Annotated in this window: 14 protein-coding genes; 8 read left to right on the forward strand and 6 right to left on the reverse strand. The window is 59.4% G+C overall.

Annotated elements, in window-relative coordinates; translation table 11 throughout:
* Positions 1-12: 12 nt before the first annotated feature.
* On the reverse strand, positions 13-3,510 hold the full coding sequence (locus E4O98_RS17875; RefSeq protein WP_248135816.1) for a response regulator: 3,498 nt from the start codon (positions 3,508-3,510) through the stop codon (positions 13-15).
* 283 nt (positions 3,511-3,793) lie between these two features.
* Here E4O98_RS17875 and E4O98_RS17880 point away from each other — a divergent pair, with 283 nt between their 5' ends.
* The 3 genes from E4O98_RS17880 (at position 3,794) to E4O98_RS17890 (ending at position 9,460) form a co-directional block, all read left to right on the forward strand.
* The gene (locus E4O98_RS17880) at positions 3,794-7,378 is read left to right on the forward strand and encodes a hypothetical protein (protein WP_148853343.1); all 3,585 of its coding nucleotides are present in this window, start codon (positions 3,794-3,796) and stop codon (positions 7,376-7,378) included.
* 197 nt (positions 7,379-7,575) lie between these two features.
* A complete protein-coding gene (locus E4O98_RS17885) occupies positions 7,576-7,938 on the forward strand; it encodes a response regulator (RefSeq protein WP_078821353.1) in 363 nt (120 codons plus the stop codon).
* Positions 7,939-8,059: 121 nt separating this feature from the next.
* Positions 8,060-9,460 (forward strand): DUF1254 domain-containing protein, encoded by a 1,401-nt coding sequence (locus E4O98_RS17890; RefSeq protein ID WP_248135817.1) that lies wholly within the window; start codon positions 8,060-8,062, stop codon positions 9,458-9,460.
* A 19-nt stretch (positions 9,461-9,479) separates the two neighbouring features.
* Here E4O98_RS17890 and E4O98_RS17895 read toward each other — a convergent pair whose 3' ends face one another.
* Together E4O98_RS17895 and E4O98_RS17900 are read right to left on the reverse strand one after the other, a co-directional pair.
* Positions 9,480-10,151 carry a DUF3313 domain-containing protein gene (locus E4O98_RS17895; RefSeq protein ID WP_005788271.1) on the reverse strand — a complete coding sequence of 224 codons (672 nt, stop codon included), beginning with the start codon at positions 10,149-10,151 and terminating at the stop codon, positions 9,480-9,482.
* A gap of 105 nt (positions 10,152-10,256) precedes the next feature.
* The gene (locus E4O98_RS17900; RefSeq protein ID WP_032875395.1) at positions 10,257-10,751 is read right to left on the reverse strand and encodes a hypothetical protein; all 495 of its coding nucleotides are present in this window, start codon (positions 10,749-10,751) and stop codon (positions 10,257-10,259) included.
* A gap of 165 nt (positions 10,752-10,916) precedes the next feature.
* On the opposite strand from E4O98_RS17900, the gene E4O98_RS17905 reads away from it, so the two are divergent.
* Positions 10,917-11,609 (forward strand): aspartate/glutamate racemase family protein, encoded by a 693-nt coding sequence (locus tag E4O98_RS17905; protein ID WP_032875398.1) that lies wholly within the window; start codon positions 10,917-10,919, stop codon positions 11,607-11,609.
* On the opposite strand, the gene E4O98_RS17910 is transcribed toward E4O98_RS17905, so the two are convergent.
* A complete protein-coding gene (locus tag E4O98_RS17910) occupies positions 11,606-12,118 on the reverse strand; it encodes a GNAT family N-acetyltransferase (RefSeq protein ID WP_032875400.1) in 513 nt (170 codons plus the stop codon). The genes E4O98_RS17905 and E4O98_RS17910 overlap by 4 nt on opposite strands.
* A 227-nt stretch (positions 12,119-12,345) precedes the next feature.
* On the opposite strand from E4O98_RS17910, the gene E4O98_RS17915 reads away from it, so the two are divergent.
* From E4O98_RS17915 to E4O98_RS17930, 4 genes are all read left to right on the forward strand, one after another.
* The gene (locus E4O98_RS17915) at positions 12,346-13,317 is read left to right on the forward strand and encodes a LuxR C-terminal-related transcriptional regulator (protein WP_248135818.1); all 972 of its coding nucleotides are present in this window, start codon (positions 12,346-12,348) and stop codon (positions 13,315-13,317) included.
* A gap of 99 nt (positions 13,318-13,416) precedes the next feature.
* A complete protein-coding gene (locus E4O98_RS17920; RefSeq protein ID WP_248135819.1) occupies positions 13,417-14,292 on the forward strand; it encodes a transporter in 876 nt (291 codons plus the stop codon).
* A 22-nt stretch (positions 14,293-14,314) separates the two neighbouring features.
* Positions 14,315-15,469, forward strand: coding sequence for an MFS transporter (locus E4O98_RS17925; protein WP_248135820.1), 1,155 nt, complete (start codon positions 14,315-14,317; stop codon positions 15,467-15,469).
* Positions 15,466-16,578: a class II histone deacetylase gene (locus E4O98_RS17930; RefSeq protein ID WP_216091400.1), complete on the forward strand. Its 1,113-nt coding sequence runs from the start codon at positions 15,466-15,468 to the stop codon at positions 16,576-16,578. The genes E4O98_RS17925 and E4O98_RS17930 overlap by 4 nt, the downstream gene beginning before the upstream one ends.
* Here the strand turns inward: E4O98_RS17930 and E4O98_RS17935 are convergent.
* A complete protein-coding gene (locus tag E4O98_RS17935; RefSeq protein WP_228308374.1) occupies positions 16,568-17,707 on the reverse strand; it encodes a glycerate kinase in 1,140 nt (379 codons plus the stop codon). The genes E4O98_RS17930 and E4O98_RS17935 overlap by 11 nt on opposite strands.
* A gap of 100 nt (positions 17,708-17,807) precedes the next feature.
* The gene (locus E4O98_RS17940; protein ID WP_032875418.1) at positions 17,808-18,923 is read right to left on the reverse strand and encodes a sugar diacid recognition domain-containing protein; all 1,116 of its coding nucleotides are present in this window, start codon (positions 18,921-18,923) and stop codon (positions 17,808-17,810) included.
* Positions 18,924-18,954 lie beyond the last annotated feature (31 nt).

Here is an 18,954-nt window from a genome sequence, read left to right on the forward strand (position 1 = left end):
ACACTGCTCCACTTAAATACGTTCCATCTTCGGTAGCCATACGCGAATCAGCGAAAACAGACGGTCCAGGTCAATCGGCTTGGCCAGATAGTCGTTGGACCCGGCCGCCAGGCAGCGTTCCTGATCGTCTTTCATGGCCTTGGCCGTCACCGCAATGATCGGCAGTTTTTTCCAGCGCGGGTCCTGGCGGATCAAGGCCGTGGCCTCGTAACCGTCCATCTCGGGCATCATGACGTCCATCAATACCAGGTCGACATCCTCGACTTCGTTGAGCTTGTCGATAGCTTCGCGTCCGTTACGTCCGATAACCACTACGGCGCCCTTGTGCTCCAGGGCGCTGGTCAGGGCGAAGATATTGCGTACATCGTCGTCCACCAGCAGGATCTTGCGCCCCTCGAAGACCTTGTCGCGGCTGCGGGCAGTCTTGAGCATCTTCTGGCGGTCATGGGACAGCTGGGATTCGACTTTGTGCAGAAAGAGTGTGACTTCATCCAGCAGGCGTTCAGGTGAGCGTGCACCCTTGATAATGATCGAGCGGGAATACTTGCGCAGCTCAGCTTCTTCATCGCGGGTCAGGTTGCGCCCGGTATAGACGATTACCGGCGGGAACGAGCAGATGTCTTCGGTGGCCATGCGTTTGAGCAGCTCATTGCCGAGCATATCCGGCAACTTGAGGTCGATGATCATGCAGTCGTAGATGTTGTTGCGCAGCAGGTCGAGGGCTTCCTGGGCAAAGCCTACGGCAGTGATCTCGATGTCATCGTCGCCGATCAGGCGGGCAATGCTGTCACGTTGCAGATCATCGTCCTCTACCAGGAGCACGCGCTTGACCTTCTGGGTCAGCTTGGCTTCCAGGCGGGCGAACACGTCCTTGAGCTCTTCACGAGTGGTGGGTTTGACCGCATAGCCGATGGCGCCCATGTGCATGGCAGCTTCAACGCGGTCTTCCACGGAAATCACGTGCACGGGGATGTGGCGGGTGTTGGCGTGTTCTTTGAGACGCTGCAGCACGGTCAGCCCGGAATGGTCTGGCAGGCGCATGTCCAGAAGGATCGCGTCCGGGATGTATTCCTCGGCAAGGCTGTAGCCTTCGTCGGCGCCGTGGGCGACCAGGCAGTGGTAGCCCAGCTCATGGGCCAGGTCGAACAGGATGCGCGCGAAGTTGGGTTCGTCTTCCACCACCAGGATGCAGCGGGTGCTGAAAGGGGCCTTTTCACGGTCATCGGCAAAACGTGGGATCTGATGGGTATCAGTGACTGGCAGCGCAGAAATCTTCACCGGTGCAGGGCTTGGCGCGACCACGGCTTGGCGCGGTTGCTCGATAGGTGCTGCGTCTTCCTCACGCTCCACGTACTGCTCCGGCAATACCAGCGTGAAAATGCTGCCTTTGCCTGTTTCGCTGGTCACGCTGATGTAGCCGCCGAGCAACGCCGCCAGGTCGCGGGAAATGGACAGGCCCAGGCCGGTGCCGCCATAACGGCGATTAGTGGTGCCATCAGCCTGGCGGAAGGCTTCGAAGATGCTTTCCTGCTGGTCCAGGGCGATACCGATGCCAGAGTCGCGCACGGTAAAGGCAATGCCCTCCCCTGGCGCCCTGGAGACCGTCAGGCTGACCTCACCCTGTTCGGTGAACTTGATGGCGTTGGACAACAAGTTCTTGAGGATCTGCTCCAGACGCTGCCGGTCGGTAAACAGCAAAGTCGGTGCACCCTCCTGCACGTCCACCTCAAAGCCCAGCTTGCGATCTGCCGCCAGCGGCTCGAACATGCCCCGCAAGCCGTCGACAAGGCGTACCACACTGGAGTTCTCCGGGCGCACTTCCAGCTTGCCGGCTTCAACCTTGGAAATATCCAGAATGTCGTTGATCAGGTTGAGCAAGTCATTGCCGGCCGAATAGATCGACTCGGCAAACTTGACCTGCTCGGCGCTGAGGTTTTCCTGGGGGTTTTCTGCCAGCAACTTGGCCAGGATCAACGAGCTGTTCAGTGGGGTGCGCAGCTCGTGGGACATGTTGGCGAGGAACTCGGACTTGTATTTGCTGGAGCGTTGCAACTCATCGGCGCGATCTTCGAGCTCCAGTTGGGCCTGGTTGAGCTGGATATTCTTGCGATCCATGGCGTCGCGCTGCTCGGCCAGGGTCTGGGTCTGCGCGGCCAGTTGCTCGTTGGTCTGCTCAAGCTCGGCCTGCTGGGTTTCCAGGTGGGCCTGGGATTCCTTGAGGATACGCGACTGTTCTTCCAGCTCTTCGTTGGCGGTCTTGAGTTCTTCCTGCTGCACTTGCAGCTCTTCGTTGAGCTGTTGGGTTTCGGCCAGTACTTCCTGCAAGCGCTGGCGATAGCGGGCGGCTTCGATAGAGGTGCCGATATTGCCGGCGATCAGTTCCAGCAGTTCGACATCGCGCTCATCCAGCGCACGCAGGAAGCCCAGTTCAACCACACCGTTGACGCGGTCTTCATCGCTGGTCGGCATCACCAGCACGCTGCGGGTAGCGCCTTCGCCCAGGCCGGAGCTGACCTTGAAGTAATCCACCGGCACATCGTCCAGGCGAATCAGGCGATCCAGCTGGGCGGCCTGCCCGACGATGCCTTCGTCGCTATAGATCGACTGCTCCTGCTGCTCTTGCTCGCGGGAGAACCCATAAGTGGCCACGCGCTTGAGGCCGCCGTGCTCATCGCGCACATACAAAGCGGCAACGGCCGAGCCCATGTACTGAGCGAAGAACTGCAGGATGTTGCGCCCGAGCATGTTCAGGGTCAGCTGGCCAAGCACCTGTTCAGCCAGTTCGGTCTGGCCATTGCGTAGCCAGGCTTGCTGTTCGAGGCGTCGCGCAATCTTCTGTTGTGACGCGAGGTTCTTACTGTAACTGTCTGAAAGTGAAACTAAATTCTTTCTACCGATATAAGCAAGAAACCCACTCAGTCCCAGTACGAACACCAGGTACAGGGTGACGCTGAGCACCGTCGTGCGGGTGACCTCTTGGTTACGGGTGATGCGGAACTGCTGCTCCATCGCCACCGCGTCTTCGTACTCCCGGCGAATCTCGTCCGTCAGGCGTTTGCCACGGCCAGCCTTGACGGCGCCACGGTAGTCACCGTTCTGGCGCTGCATATCAATCATCGACTGGGCGTAGGTGTTCCACTCGTTCTGCAAGGCTTCCAGGCGTTTGAGGCGGTCGACCTGCTGGGGGTTGTCTGCCACCAGGTCTTGCAAATTACGCAGGTCGGCAATGATTCGCGGCTTGGCCACTTCATAAGGGTCGAGAAAATGCTCGTCACCGGAGATCAGAAAACCGCGCATGCCGGTCTCCAGGTCAACTGTCAGCTTGGACGTCTCATTGAGGTTATTGATGACCCGATCGGTGTGCTCCACCCACTGGATCACCGAAAGTAGATAGGTAATCAGGCAGACGAAAAATACCGCACTGAGCACCCCCACGCCCAAGGGTAGGGCCACGTTACGGCTCAACAGAGTACGAAAGCTCTTTTCATCGACGGACGACGTGGGAGTCATGGGGATGCCTTGGCCAAATGCGGAAAAACCGGGAGTTTGCCCCAAAGTTGCGCTTGAACGCTATTTTTCTAAGGCCGAAATACACAAGAAGCATCACCCGCGAGCAAAAAATACGCCATGGCTTTGCCTGTTTTACATTCGGTTATTGACGTTATTTCTCACACAGCGGAGTAGGAAGTATCGGAACCTGCCCCATCCACCCCTCCACTCAGGAGGGCGTCTCGGGACAAGGAGGCTCCATTAGGAGGGCGCATTTCCTATCCACATTTAAGGTTTATCTATCATGTTGAATATCGAGCGACGTGCTTTGTCCTCTGTGTCAAGCGCCATTCCATTCCCTGAAGAAACACAAGCCCCCGACACCCCTCAAACTCAATCGACCCTATCGTCCCCCCCTGCGCGCACCAGCCTGATACCTTCCCGGAAAACCGGTTTGGTCGCCCAGTTGGCAGACAAAGAAAATTTGAAGTCACTGGGCCAAAAGCTCCAGCAGATTGCGGCGAAACTGGGTGAAGAGGCGCAGCCCTCAGCCGTCCTCGCCGCGCTGGGCAGCACCCCGCTGGATATTCACCCTGGATCTTCCTACGCTGAAGAAGCGGGTGGCAGTGTGACCCTGGAGACCTTCATCAAGAAGTTCCTGGGGTTGCCGTTGCCCAGTAGCCATGTCCAACTCACGGGCCTCGCGTCCACGGTGACCAGCCGCTCGCTGGAAAACCCGCTGGGCAACCTGAGCGGCGCGCTGTCCTGGCCGGTGCCCTTGAGCAAAGATGAACAACAACGCTTGCGTAACATCACCCTGAATCAAGAACATGCGCTGGGTGATAAGCCGTTATTGATGCAAACCAAAGGCGGTGTATTGGAGTTCCTGCGCTACCAGCAACCCATTACCACAGGGCCTCAGGATGATCCGGCTAAAATACTGCTGGCACTGATCCGTACCCCGCAGGCACAGTTGATGGGCAAAGACCTGCAGGAGCGAATGCAAGGCCTTGCCAGCGACAGCAGCGTGACCGACTACCTCTTGGCGGGCATCACATTGCAGTTGGACCCGGAGTCGATCACCGCTCCTCATCGCAATAAAATCGCCGGTTTCGATCTGGCCAGCAACCAGCACTGGGGTAAGCCTGCGTCCACTATCATCGATAACCTGTCCAATTGGCTGATCGATAAAGGCAAAACGTCCCCGGAAATGGCCAAGGTGGGGGCCTACCTGCTGTTGGCCGGCCGTGCGCCTGAGTACCTGATCAAGGACATCCCTTCCAGCGTGAAAGTCGGCAGTGCCCTGTGGGCCCAACTGACCATCGCCGCCGCAAAAATCGAAGCCCACACACCTGGTCGGGTTCCCGGCATGACCTATGCCGAAGTGCTGATAGCAGCAGAATCCTTACCGGCCAATACCTACGCCGTTCAAACGGCCCAGCGCGATGCCCTGATACTTTGGGGTGGGGCACGAAACCTGCTGGATCGCCATAACAGCGAACCTACACCTTCACAAATCGAACAGGTCAGGGTGGCTTACAACAACCATCTGAAAACGTTGACGGATATCTCGTCCTCCATACAGGTGCCTATCCCCAATCGCACGGAGATGGCGCTTGACTGCCTGAAAGCTGAGTTTCCCGACGTAGATCCGGCGGTTTTCGAAGCCCGAGTATTGGCCATGCGTTACACCGGAGACGGCCCTCTGCGCGGTGACCCGAGAATGCGCTCCATGCTCGATATTCTGCTGGAGGGGGAGCGTCTAGGGGAGAAATACGCATGGATCACCAACGACAAACGGCTTCCGATCACTGCATTCAATCGCTTTGCACGCACCGAAGAGTGTGACATCACCGCAAACTTCATGGACCAATATGAAAAGGCTATAACGGCACAAAAGAAAGGCCACCATGGGATGGTCAAACATCTGATTGGCGAGCTGCCATTGGAAGATCGCAAAAACTTTGAATTCGGCAAACTTGAATACTTCTACAACGATGAATACCGCAAAACAAAGAACGGCAGATTAGAGTTGGTCAAACGTGACCGTACCTTGTATGTGAAAACCACCCGAGAAGGTGTGGAAACCCTTTACCACATCAACACCAGCACCGGCAGTATCGAGAAAAAAAACGAGCTGATCTCAAATTTCCCTGGCCTGCTCCCCCTAGAAAAAACCAATAAGGCCGGGGAACAACTCCACGCGATATCAAGGCCTTATCACCCTTTCACTAACTCGCCCGCCCCTGACTCTGCAGAAAAACCTGGCAGTGATGCGATTCCCAATAGCTTCGACTCCAGCCGAACCAATGCGATTGCCAGTTTCTACCTGGAAAAAATGGACCTCGACCGCAAGGAGTTGCTCAATTACGCCAAGAGCGTTACTTCCTTCGAGCATGATCGGATGGGCGATAGTCAGGTGGGTGAGTTCCTGCTCAATTTGATCCCATTTCGGCCTGCCGTTAACAACATTCGGCAAGGCAACTACGGCGAGGCGGTATCTGACCTGGCCTTCGATATCCTCGGATTCCTCACTTTTGGCGTGGGCAAAGCTGCGCAAGCCGGCAATGCCGCGCTCAAGGGCGTGCGGACCTTGAGTGCTGGCGCCAGGGCCGTGAAGACAGCAAAGCTCTTCGGTGCAATGGCAATTGATTCACTCAACGTACTCGGCGGTCTGGTCGGCGGGATAACCGGGGTTGGGACCGTGCTACATAAAATTGCGACCAAGGGGCTCGAATGCGTGAACATGCTCAAAGGCGCAACCGGTAGTTATGACCTGCTTAAAGCCGCCAGTAAACAGGAGGGCATCGTAGCAACCGGCACCTACAAGGTTACAGAGCAGACGGTCGAAGGCGGCGCTGTGTTTCGAGAGGGCAAGTGGTACGCCTACGACCCTATCACGCAGAAGCCTTATGGAGCTGCGCTGGATGATTTCACACCTGCGACCGTTGCCGCCAATGGTCAAATAAACAGTAACTTTATTGACTGGATAGCCAGGTATGCCGCGCCCAATCCATCCACCAGTCGCGAGATATTCAGAGACACATTAGAGAGCGCCCAGAGAAATGATAGCGTTGCCTACATGCGAGGCTTTAACTCGGGCCGGGTCGAAGATGTCCCAGGCTACCACCCAACGATGAAGCAATCGGAGGTTAGGGATCTGGCAGTCACGAAGACCAATGATCCTGAGGCGGTAGGCACATTGGCCAAGGAAATACAGAAACGCATGGCGCACACTAGCCTTGAACATTACAAAGCTTTTCAAAATGAGATAGTTGCCCAAGGGGGTAAAGCCTACGCAATGCCGCAAAACCTCTACCTCAGCCAAACGGACCTGGCTTCTAATGGGGAGTGCGCAGCTATCGTGAATACCATGGCGCTGGCGATTCTGCACGGTCGCAGGGACCAGTTCATCAGTAACTTCATGAAAGCAGTTGGGAATGCTGACGACCCCAACGTAAAGGCTTTTCGTAAGCAACTGAACCAAATGCATCAGGTTCTGAGTAGTCAGTATCACGGTACGCAACCTTTCAGCCAATTGCCGTACACCGACATTATCGACAATCTCAGCAAGGCAACTCCTCCGACACTCTTGGCGATCAGTACCAAAGATCATGGGCTGCTCGCAGGCGTCACCCTGAACAAAAACAACGAGAAAGAATGGTTTTTCTTCAACCCCAACTTCGGGTTGGCGACGTTTGCGGATGAGGCCTCAATGCGCCGGGGGCTGGAGGTCTCTTTGAACAGTGGATGGGCCGCCGGCACGCTTAAACCCGTCGACGTTGCCAGCGGCGTACCAGAGTTCAACGTCAGTTATTTCAACGAACAGAGCTTTGTCAACACCGTGCCGTACAACGAGCCCTATCCGCTGATCACCGCAAATCTTTGACCTTCGTTTGAATCACTTGCGTCAATGGCATGGTTGCGCAGTGCCATTGACGTTCTTCCCTTTGTTCCCGCGACATTTGCTCGCATACCCTTCACAATGCCCCACCGCAACGGAACTTGCCGAGATCGGCGCGACTCATTAGAGAATGGTCTTTCAAGCGTTGAAGACACGCCCTTTATTTTTCAGGAATCTCCCTTATGTCCGCTGAAGCATCCACCATCCTTGTAGTCGAAGACGATGCCATCGTGCGCATGCTGATCGTCGATGTACTCGAAGAGTTGGAGTTCAAGGTGCTTGAGGCCGCTGACGCCGAAGAGGCACTCTCTATGGTGCAGGACACTAGCCAGGTGATCGACCTGATGATGACCGACGTCGGCCTGCCAGACATGAATGGCAGGGAGCTGGCGACCAAGGTCCGCGAACTGCGCCCCACCCTGCCTATTCTATTTGCCAGTGGCTATGCCGAAAATATTGATGCGACGTCCGGCATGCAGGTGATCGCCAAGCCATTTTCCATCGACCAACTACGTGACAAAGTCAAATCAATGCTTCCAGCCTGACACCTCCTTTAGGATCTGTCCGCGTCGGCGAAGGGATTAACGTGACGTTCAGCCAATAAAACTGGAAACTCTGCGCCTTCACCTCACGCTCTTAGACAGAACTCAGGAAGGACGCAACAACATGATTGGAAAACCGACGCGCCTGCTGTTGGCGAGCCTCTCGATATTTATGAGTACCGGCGCCTGGGCTGACTTCACCGCCAGCCCGAGTGAAGCCCGGGCAATCACCAAGGAAGCCTACCTGTACGGTTTCCCGGTGGTGCAAATGTACAAGACGCTCTACACCCAGGCCGTTGACAAGGGCGGCGCCCACTTCAAGGCGCCGTTCAACCATATCGGTAATACCGCGCAGGTATTGACCCCCAAGGACACCGCGCTCCCTAGCCCGAACGCCGACACACCCTACTCATTCGTATGGATGGATCTGCGCAAAGAGCCTCTGGTACTGACCCTGCCCAGGATTGAAGACGAGCGCTACTACTCGGTGCAGTTGATCGACCTCTATTCCCAGAACATTGCTTATCTGGGCACCCGCAGCACCGGTAACAACGGCGGTCACTACATGATTGCCGGGCCTGACTGGAAAGGTCAGCAACCGGTGGACATCGACCGCGTGGTCTACAGCGAAAGCAACATCGCCTACGCCCTATACCGCACGCAGCTGTTCGATGACAAGGACATGGGCAAGGTCAAGCAAATCCAGAGCGGCTATAAAGTGCAGCCCCTGAGCAGCTATGTGAAGCAGCCTGCCCCGGCCAAGGTGCCGAAGATCGAATGGCCCAAGCCGACGGCGACCATGACCGAAGGCCCGCAACTGTTTCGCTACCTGAACTTCATGCTGGCCTTCGCCGCCCCACAGGACAGCGAAAAAGACCTGCTGGCGCGCTTTGCCAAAATCGGCATAGCGCCGGGTGCGCCGTTCAAGGTCAACCAATTGACAGCAGAACAGCGCAAGGCCCTGGAAGAAGGCATCGCCGATGGCCGGGCCGAATTTGCCGCGTTCAAAAAGGACAAACTCGACACTCATCAGGTTGCCCAGGCTGATCTGTTCGGTAGCCGCGACCGCCTGCAAAACAACTACCTGTATCGCTACGCCGGTGCCGAGCTGGGCATTTTCGGTCACTCCAGCGACGAAGCGGCTCACCTGACCTACGACGTCGACAGTGAGGGTAAGCCGGCCAACGGCGCACGCCACAGCTACACCGTGCATTTTGCCAAGGACCAGCTGCCACCGACCGATGCGTTCTGGTCGCTGACCCTGTACGACGCCAAGACAAAAATGCTGGTGCCTAACCACAAGAAACGCTATCTGATCAACTCGCGGATGTTATCGACCCTCCAGCGTGACGCCGACGGTGGCCTCACCCTGGCGCTGCAACACCACGAGCCACCGAAGGCCGAACAGAGCAATTGGCTGCCGGCCCCGCCCGGTCCGTTCTATGCGGTCCTGCGTATTTACCTGCCCAAGCCCGAGGTGGGTAACGGTCAATGGAAGCTGCCCCCGTTGACACCGCTGAAATAGCACCTGGGCTTGCCGAGGCTCAATGTTTTTTGAGCTTCACGTAGGACTGATGCAGGTCCGACGCCCAGCCATCAATGACGACTTTCACGTCGTCGGCCTTGAGCACCTGTGAGTCATTGGCCAATGGCTTGCCGGTGCCTTTGCGTACCACCTGAGCCACCACTTTGTTCGTGCCTCCGTCGAGGAACTGCGCCTCAGTGCCCAGCGTGGTCTCCTGATCGCGGATGCCCGTGCCGGTGCTGACTGCTGCGGCCACCAGCGCCACGGGGATAAACTCATAGGGCTTGAGGCTTTCGGTCTTGCTGCTCACGGCGGTAATCGCCGCACGCACCACGATCACGCCTGGGCCTGGAGCATTGGCCAGGGGCAGTGACTTGGCCAGTTCACGCCTGAGCGCCTGGTTGTAATAGTCGCTGATGCCCCGCAGGGTGCTGTCCGGAATCTTTGCGGTGGCCTGGGGTTTGGGATAGAACTGGGTAGGCTCGATGTACGCCGCGGTGTAGCGGCTCAAGTCCAACTGCGGATCGACCCAGCGCATCACCTCTGCCCCGGAGGGCGACTTGGCTTCCTTGAGCTGGCTGTAATTGGAGAGAAACCCTGAATACTCATCTGGTTGCGGCACCTTGCTGGCACAGCCTGCCATGCCGAGCGAGGCGACGCACAGTGTGCTGATCATGAGCCTTAATTTCATTGTTGAACTCCCTGGCGACCATCATCGTAAGAATGAGTTTTAGGTATAGCCAATACTTGGGCAATGCACCTGATTAAATGCAGAGCCTGTTTTCTTCTGTGCCGATCATGCGCGTTCGCGCGGGATCAGGCTCTGTAGCTGAGTGGCCAGGAAGTTGGCGTCGAAACCGAAGGTGTCCGGGTCTTTCAGGCCGTTGGTTTTCTTCCACAGCCAGTCGTGCTTATCCACCGGCAGGACCAGCGACACACTGCCGTGGCGAGCGGCGGTGAGGCCCATCACCGATACTGAAATCAAACCACCGACGCCCATCACATCCGGCACGAACTCCACGCTTTTGCCAGTGATGTGCACACTGAGTTTTTCGCTCTTGAAGGGTGAACTCTCCACCGGCACGCTCGGGCTGCTGGCGGTGTAAGCCTCACGCTGAACCTCCAGCAAACCTACGGTTTTTACCGGCTCCAGCCACTGTTCAATCTGGCCGAACAGCTCGCCAAGCTTCTGCGCCCAACGTGCTGATTGCAGGTCGAACTGCTGTTGTTTGTGTGCTTCGCTATCGGCGTAATGACGAAGCATCTCGCCCAGTTGCTGTACATCGTCCATTGCGGATTTCCTTGGGTGAGCCAGGTTGCCAAGCCTGATCATGGCAGATGCAGAGCATTACCGTATGGGTTAAAAACTGCTCCGGTGATTTTGTCGGCAACTGCGTATGACGAACCCACCGTCGATGAGTAAGGTGGTGCCTTACCCCCTTGTCCGGAGCATTGCATGCGCACCATCGGCCTTATCGGCGGCATGAGTTGGGAATCCAGCGCCGAGTATTACCGCCTCATCAACCAGCGCGTACGTGACCAGCTTGGCCCTTTGCGTAGCGCGCAGATTTTGCTGTACAGCGTGGACTTCGGCCCGGTGGAGCAGGCCCAGCACGCCGGGCGCTGGGACGATACCGCGCTGATCCTGGAGGACGCCGCGCGCCGTTTGCAGGCAGGGGGCGCCGAGTGCGTGGTGCTGTGTACCAATACCATGCACCTGGTGGCGCCGCGTATTGAGGCGGCGGTGTCGATTCCATTCCTGCATATTGCCGACGCCACGGCGGCCGCAGCCCTTGAGGCCGGAACCTTGACGGTGGGTCTGCTCGGTACCGCGTTTACTATGGAACAGGACTTCCTCAAATCCCGCCTCGCCGCCCAGGGCCTGACCGTGCTGATACCGGACGCGGAAGAGCGCAAGCAAGTGCACCGAATCATTTATCAAGAGTTGTGCGTGGGAGTCATCAGCGACGCTTCGCGCCAGGTGTATCAGCGGGTGATCCGGGCGCTCGCCGCGCGCGGCGCCCAGGCGGTCATCCTCGGCTGCACGGAAATCTGCCTGTTGATCCAGCCCGAACACAGCGCCCTGCCGCTGCTGGATACCACCGCGCTGCATGCGCAGGCTGCGGTGGCGTTTGCTCTAGCGGATTAAGCCGACTTGCGCAGGCGCGCCATGCTCAGGGTGTCGACAAACGCACCGTCACGCAGGGCGTAATCGCGCAACCGGCCCTCCACTTCGAAGCCGAACTTGCGATACAGGTGATGCGCGGCTTCGTTGTCGGCATACACCGTCAGTTCCACGCGGTGCAGGTTCATCCAGTTGTCGGCGACGTCCAGCGCGGCGGTCAACAGCCGCGAGCCGACGCCCTTGCCCTGCCAGGCAGTCGCCACGCCCATGCCGAATGAACCGACATGGCTCTGACGCACGCGCAGGTACTGTTCCAGGCCCAGTTGGCCAACCACTTCACCGCCATGTACTGCCACCAGCTGCAAGCGCCGCTCGTTATCCATCACCAAACGCTTGCGCCAGGCTTCCACCGATTGGAAAGGCATTTGCAGCACCTGACGGCAGACCGCCGGTTCGTTGTAGAGCGCGGCGACGCCCTCAAGGTGGGCCTCGGTAAAGCGCTGGATCACGATATGGGGCTCAGGTGTGTGCATTGCGTTTCATCCTTTGAAAGACCAATGGCGGACCAGTGTAGGGGCAAAGTCAGCCGCCTGACGAGCCCGGCGTTTTCCCACACATCAACCAGCGCCATCCTGCATCTGAACGATGGCAGTCCAGCCGTGCAACATCGATACTCAACCCAGGCCCTGCCCCCTGACCCCAGGCCCCGGCCTTCACCCTGTGACGAGAACAACAAAAAAAGTCCCACAGAGGAATACCTATGAGTCGCCTTGATCCCAATGGCCTGTTGCAGGCCTTCAGTACCCTGGCCCTGGATCTGCAGCGCCTGGCCCAACATCAAGACATCGAACATTTCCAGCACCATGCCCTGGCACGGCTGAGCCAGTTGCTGGCATTTGACAGTGCCTGGTGGGGGCGCGCGGCGGTGATTGACGGTATGCCGGAGGAGCACAACAGCTACCTGTACCATTTGCCACCACACTACCTGGCCGACTGGCAGTCGATCCGCCATCTGGACGTGACCGTCGGCCGAGTTCATGCGCGACCCGGCCAGGCCGTGATCATCGACATGCGCGACCCGGCCAATGGCAGCGCCTTGAATTGGCTGGGGCAGCGCCACGGCCTGGGCCAATTGCTGTGCGTGATCCATATCGACCCGCAAACCCACCTCAGCGACCACCTGACGCTATACCGCAAACCCGGTGCGCCCAGGTTCAACACCCATGACTGCCTGCTGCTCAATAATCTGATGTTGCATCTGGTGGCGGCAGTGTCCGCGAACCAGATCCGCACGCTGGTGGCCATGCGTGAAACCCTGACCAGCCCACGCAACCTCGCCTTGGCTGTATGCGACCCTCAAGGCGTATTGCAATGCGCCGAGCGCGGCTTTATCGACATTTTGCTCAGTGAGTGGCCGCGCTGGAGCGGCCCTACCCTGCCGGTACAACTGGATGAACGCGGCCATGCCGGCAAGCACATTCACATCCAGGTTTCGGCAGTGGGCGACCAGTTGCTGCTGGCGGCGCGCCTCAACCGTGCACTGCCCCAGTTGAGCCCGCGAGAGAACGACGTGGCCCAGGGGTTTGGCGAGGGCAAGACTTATAAGCAAGTGGCCCGCGACCTTGGCCTTTCACCCAATACGGTACGTCACCATCTGCGCGCCATTTACACCAAGCTGGGGGTCAACGACAAGGCGCGTATAGCGCACTTGGTACACGCCCCACCCGACTGATCCTCGCCCTTTCAACTTAAGCCTTTGCCACGCTCGTTTTCACGGTCGCGGGCAACTGTTGCCCGTTTTTTGGCTGCCCCTTACAAGAGACGCCTTGCCATGATTCATTCACCTCTACGCAAGATCACAGTGTTGCTTGGCGGCACGCTGCTCAGCCTCGACAACCAGGCTGCCGACCTTAACGCTCGGGACTTTTTTGGCGCACCGGCGGGCACCAGCCTGGGGGTGGTGTACCTGCCCGCCACCCGTGCCGGCGATTTCCATGGGCCCGCCGACAGCACCGGCAAGGCCGACCTCAAGGTCAACGCCCTGGCCTACCGCCAGGTGTATTTCACCGACGCCTGCGGCACGCTGTGTACGCCGCAGTTCATCCTGCCATTTGCCGACATTACGGCGCGCTTGCCCGGCACTGAGCAGCGCACCCGCGAGCGCGGCCTGGGCGATCCACAAGTGGGCGGCACGCTGTTTTTCATCAACGACCCGGCATCGCGCACCTACAGCGGCCTGTTGAGCCTGATCACCGTGCCTCTAGGTGAGTACCACAGCCAGAACCCGGATGTGTCCCCGGGTGCCAACCGTTGGGGCGCCACCTTTGTCTACAACTACACCCAGGGCATCGGCGATAACTGGGTGCTGGAAGCCAACCTCGAAGCCCAGTTTTACGCCAAGAATGACGACTATTTTGGCAGCGAACTCAAGCAAGCCCCGCTGTATCGCCTGCAAGCCTTTGCGTCCTATGACTTCAGCGCCGCCACTTACGGGGCACTGCGCCTGATCCAGGCGGATGGTGGTGCGCTGCGCATCAACAATCTCCGTATCGACGATACCCACAAACGCTACACGCAACTGGGCCTGGAACTGGGGCATTGGCTCGACACCCAGAACCAACTGATGGTCAGCCTTTCGCAAAACGTCGCTGCCTCCAACGGCTATGCCGGGACCGAGGCATTGCTGCGTCTGGTCCATGTGTTCTGATCCCCATTCCTGGAGTTTGAAAATGCCTACTCAACCCTCTGCGGCAAAGGCACGGCTGGCAGCAATCGTGCTGTTTGCCGCCATCACCCCGACCATCCTGATGACCGCACCCGCCGTGGCCGCGCAGTTGGCCAGCGAATGGCAACTGAGCCCGGCACGCATTGGCGATTTGTTTTCCGTGGAGCTGGGCGCGATGAGCCTGGCGACCTTGCCTGCCTGGTGGTGGCTCAAGCGCGTTGACTGGCGCACCGCGGCCCTGATTGCAGCGCTGCTGTTTATCGTGGCCAATCTGTTGTCGATGCGCGCCGACACCTATGCAGCGTTACTGGCGCTGCGCTGTGCCAGCGCCCTGGCCGGCGGCTCATTGATGATCCTCTGCTTGGCCAGCGCCGCCACTACCGCCAATCCCAGCCGTGTCTACGGGCTGTGGGTGATGGGCCAATTAGTCGTCGGTGCACTCGGGCTGATCGTACTGCCGGGCTTGTTCGAGCGGTTTGGACTGAACGCCTGCTACCTGATCCTTGCGGGCTTGATGTCCCTGTTGCTGCCTCTGGCCCGGGCGTTTCCCGCTGGCAATGCCACGGCACCGGCAAACCACGGCCCTTCATTGCCTGGCTCGCGCTGGAAAGCCGCGCTGGGGGTCGGCGCGGTCCTGGCCTTTTACATCAGCCTGGGCGGTGTCTGGACCTTTATCGGTGCCTTGGGCGCCAGTGTCGGGATTTCCCCGCAACACAGTGGTGAGGTACTCGCCATCGCAACCGTAATGGGCATTGCTGGCGCCGCGAGCGCGTCGCTGATTGGCGGGCGACTGCCCCGAGCAATGCTGTTGCTCGGGGGTTATGCGCTGATGGTGGCGGCTGTGCTGCTTTTGCTCGGCGAGCCAGCGCTGCTGCGTTTTGCCCTGGCGGCGCTGCTGTTCAAGTTCACCTGGACGTTCATCCTGCCGTTGGTGCTGGCCTGCCTGGCCGACCTTGATCACAGCGGCAAACTCATGAACGCCTCCAACCTGGTGATCGGCGGTGGCCTGGCCATCGGCCCGGCGATTGCCGGCCGCCTGATCGAGGCCAGCGGCGGGCTCACCCTCCTGCTGCTGGGCGCTGCCGTCATCACGTTGCTTTCCCTGGTGATGATCCTCACCAGCCGTCCCAACCACCTCACCGAACTGGAGCCGGTATGAACCGAACCACCGCATTTTTCTTCGATGAAATGAGCCTGTGGCACAGCGCAGGTGCGCACGCGCTGACATTACCCGTAGGCGGCTGGGTACAGCCGCCGGCTGGCAGCGGTCATGCCGAATCCCCGGAGACCAAACGCCGCTTGAAAAGCTTGTTGGATGTGTCTGGATTGACGCGTCATCTGCACCTGCTTAGCGCACCGCCGGCCAGTGAAGCAGACCTGCTACGGGTGCACAGCAGCGCTTATCTGCAACGCTTCAAGGCCCTGAGCGATGCTGGCGGCGGCGAGCTCGGCCCGCAGGCGCCGATTGGGCCGGGCAGCTACGAGATCGCGAAACTGTCTGCAGGCTTGACCATCGCCGCCGTAGACACGGTGCTCAAGGGGCAGGCGCACAATGCCTATTCCCTGTCTCGGCCGCCTGGGCATCACTGCCTGGCAGACAGCGCCATGGGCTTCTGCTTTCTCGCCAATATTGCCATTGCCATCGAAGCGGCCAAGGTCCATAACGGGCTCGGCAAAGTCGCTGTGATCGACTGGGACGTGCACCACGGTAACGGCACGCAATCAATCTTCGAGGAGCGCGCCGATGTGTTGACGGTTTCACTGCACCAGGACGCTTGCTACCCACCAGGCTACAGCGGCGAACGGGATCGTGGCCGGGGTGCCGGTCTGGGCGCCAACATCAATATCCCGCTGCCACCGGGCAGTGGTCACGCAACCTATGCGCATACGATGGAACGCATTGTGCTGCCCGCCCTGGAGCGTTTCGAGCCAGAGTTGATCATCATCGCCTGCGGCTATGACGCCAATGCCGTCGACCCACTGGCGCGCATGTTGCTGCACAGCGAATCGTTCCGGCTGATGACCCGCAGCCTGCGCGAGGCAGCCGAGCGTTTGTGCCAGGGCCGTCTGGTGCTGGTGCATGAAGGCGGTTACAGCGAAGCCTACGTACCGTTTTGCGGGTTGGCGACTCTGGAGGAATTAAGCGGCGTGCGCACCGCGGTGCAAGACCCAATGCTGGAGTTTGTGCAATTGCAGCAACCCGGTGCGGCGCTGCAAGCGTTTCAGGAGCAGTGGGTGGAGCGGTTGGCGCAGGGGGTCAGCGATTAGCAGCAAGGCGCCACACCCGCGCAATATCCGCGGCGCGCTCGCGCAACAGGCGTGGCGCCTCGCTGCAGGCTTGTTCCAGGCTCATTGGTCCCGACGGTAGGGCAAATGCTGCATCCACACCGTGGGCATACATCTGCTCGTAACCGTCGCCCAAGGTGCCTGCGATCACAATGACCGGTACGCCGTGCTGGCTGGCGATGCGCGCAACCCCGAACGGGGTCTTGCCGCGCAGGGTCTGAGCGTCGAAGCGGCCTTCGCCGGTGATGACCAGGTCGGCGCCGCGTACGGCGTCTTCGAGGCCGACCAGTTCGGCGACCACCTCCACGCCCGGACGAAATTGCGCACCGAGGAATGCCTTGGCGGCGAAGCCCAGACCACCGGCAGCACCACTGCCGGGTTCGTCGCGCACATCCTTGGGCAGCACCTGGGCGCAGTGGTGGGCGAAATGGTCAAGGGCGGCGTCCAGTTGTGCCACCTGCTCGGGACTCGCACCTTTCTGCGGGCCGAAAATCGCTGAGGCACCGTGAGGACCGCACAGGGGGTTATTGACGTCAGCAGCGATCTCAAAACGCACCTGCGCCAAACGCGGGTCGAGCGTTTCAAGGCTAATACACGCCAGGCGCGCCAACGCCAGCCCACCCGGGGACAGCGGCTGACTTTCTGCGTCAAAAAGTTGCACACCCAGGGCCTGCATCGCACCAGCCCCGCCATCGTTGGTAGCACTGCCGCCAATCGCCAGGATAATACGCTGCGCCCCCGCATCCAGGGCGGCGCAGATCAACTCCCCGGTGCCATATGTTGTCGTCGAACACGCGTCGCGCTGGCCGGGCGCGACCAGTTGCAAACCACTGGCCTCGGCCATCTCGATAATTGCGGTATGGCTGTCGGCCAACCAGCCCCAACGCGCCTCGACTTCGTCTCCCAGTGGGCCTCGCACGGTTTGCCGGCGCAACTGGCCATTGCACGCGGCAAGTACCGCATCCACCGTGCCCTCGCCGCCATCGGCCATCGGGCATTCGACCAACTGCGCATCCGGCCAGACCTGGGCCAACCCTTCGGCAATGGCCTGGGCCGTGCCTGCGGCACTGAGGCTGTCCTTGAACGAGTCGGGGGCGATGATGATCTTCATGATGGGCTTTCTCCGGTTTTTATAATGCCCATGCTGCCAGTTGGCCTGGGCAATGACGCCGGTCCGATGCACAAGTGCAGGTGGGGTTTGTTGGTCATTTCTACAAAGCCTGCGCCTCCAGAGGCTGAGGCAACAACTGCACGCCCAGGTATAAGGTAAGCATACCGTCGAGGGTCAGCGGGTCGACGCCGCTGAGTTCGGCAATACGCTCCATGCGGTAACGCAAGCTGTTGCGGTGGATGCCCAAGGCATCGGCACACGCCTGGCTTTGCCCGTCGTGCTCGCACCAACTGCGCAAGGTCGCCAGCAGTTGCCCATTGCTATCCTTGGCCAGCACCTTGCGCAATGGGTTGAGCAGCTCGTCCAGCGCGTCGTCGTTGCGATGACGCCAGAGCATGACCGGCAGACGATAACGGGTGAGGGTCAATAGGCGTGTTTGCGGCAGGAGATCGCGGCCATAGGCAAGTAGATCACTGACCCTGCGGTAACAGCGGCGCAGCCCTGGCAAGCCATCCGCTTGCCCGCCAACCGCAACACGCAGGATAGTCCAACCCAGGCCGTCGAGCTTTTCCAGCAAACGCGGATTATCGACCTGCACAGCGGCAGGCCGGCACCACAGCAGGGAGAACTGCGCAGGGCTGACGCACCAACTGTCGGGATAGCGGCTGGTGAGCCAGGCACTCAAGGCTTCTGCCGATTGGCCCGGGCCCAGTTCGAACAGGTATGGCGTGCGCGCCAGATGCGGTTTGAGGCCCAGTTGCCGGGCTTCGTCCACCAGGCGGGGGGAGTCGCCATTGTCGGCCAGCAGCAAGGCCAGCAAATCATCGCAACGCTGGCGTCGCCATTGCTGCTCAGCTTGCTGATGGCGGTGGCTGACCAACATTTCAGCCGTCATGCGCACCAGTTCGGCATAGGTGCGCAGGCCATCGGGTTCGCCGGTAATGCCCAGCACGCCGATCAGCCGCTGATCGTGCATAAGCGGCAGGTTAATGCCCGGTTGCACGCCCTTGAGGTGCTTGGCGGTCTGCCCGTCGATTTCCACCACCCGGCCATTGGCCAGGACCAACTGCGCCCCTTCGTGACGAGTATTGATACGCTCCGGCTCACCGCTGCCGAGGATCAGGCCCTGGCTGTCCATGACGTTGACGTTATACGGCAGGATTGCCATGGTGCGATCGACAATCTCCTGCGCCAAGTCATGATCCAACTCGAACATGGGGCTAATTTCCTGAAAAGACGGGTTGTTC

Origin of the sequence: Pseudomonas sp. W2Jun17 (genome assembly GCF_023127795.1) — a bacterium.
In the GTDB taxonomy this organism is placed as follows: domain Bacteria; phylum Pseudomonadota; class Gammaproteobacteria; order Pseudomonadales; family Pseudomonadaceae; genus Aquipseudomonas; species Aquipseudomonas synxantha_A.

Excerpts from the sequence above, each read along its gene's own strand:
- E4O98_RS17895 (WP_005788271.1), bottom strand. The coding sequence starts at position 10,151 with ATGAAATTAAGGCTCATGATCAGCACACTGTGCGTCGCCTCGCTCGGC.
- E4O98_RS17930 (WP_216091400.1), top strand. The coding sequence starts at position 15,466 with ATGAACCGAACCACCGCATTTTTCTTCGATGAAATGAGCCTGTGGCAC.
- E4O98_RS17920 (WP_248135819.1), top strand. The coding sequence starts at position 13,417 with ATGATTCATTCACCTCTACGCAAGATCACAGTGTTGCTTGGCGGCACG.
- E4O98_RS17900 (WP_032875395.1), bottom strand. The coding sequence starts at position 10,751 with ATGGACGATGTACAGCAACTGGGCGAGATGCTTCGTCATTACGCCGAT.
- E4O98_RS17880 (WP_148853343.1), top strand. The coding sequence starts at position 3,794 with ATGTTGAATATCGAGCGACGTGCTTTGTCCTCTGTGTCAAGCGCCATT.
- E4O98_RS17885 (WP_078821353.1), top strand. The coding sequence starts at position 7,576 with ATGTCCGCTGAAGCATCCACCATCCTTGTAGTCGAAGACGATGCCATC.
- E4O98_RS17875 (WP_248135816.1), bottom strand. The coding sequence starts at position 3,510 with ATGACTCCCACGTCGTCCGTCGATGAAAAGAGCTTTCGTACTCTGTTG.
- E4O98_RS17905 (WP_032875398.1), top strand. The coding sequence starts at position 10,917 with ATGCGCACCATCGGCCTTATCGGCGGCATGAGTTGGGAATCCAGCGCC.
- E4O98_RS17915 (WP_248135818.1), top strand. The coding sequence starts at position 12,346 with ATGAGTCGCCTTGATCCCAATGGCCTGTTGCAGGCCTTCAGTACCCTG.
- E4O98_RS17940 (WP_032875418.1), bottom strand. The coding sequence starts at position 18,923 with ATGTTCGAGTTGGATCATGACTTGGCGCAGGAGATTGTCGATCGCACC.
- E4O98_RS17890 (WP_248135817.1), top strand. The coding sequence starts at position 8,060 with ATGATTGGAAAACCGACGCGCCTGCTGTTGGCGAGCCTCTCGATATTT.
- E4O98_RS17925 (WP_248135820.1), top strand. The coding sequence starts at position 14,315 with ATGCCTACTCAACCCTCTGCGGCAAAGGCACGGCTGGCAGCAATCGTG.
- E4O98_RS17935 (WP_228308374.1), bottom strand. The coding sequence starts at position 17,707 with ATGAAGATCATCATCGCCCCCGACTCGTTCAAGGACAGCCTCAGTGCC.
- E4O98_RS17910 (WP_032875400.1), bottom strand. The coding sequence starts at position 12,118 with ATGCACACACCTGAGCCCCATATCGTGATCCAGCGCTTTACCGAGGCC.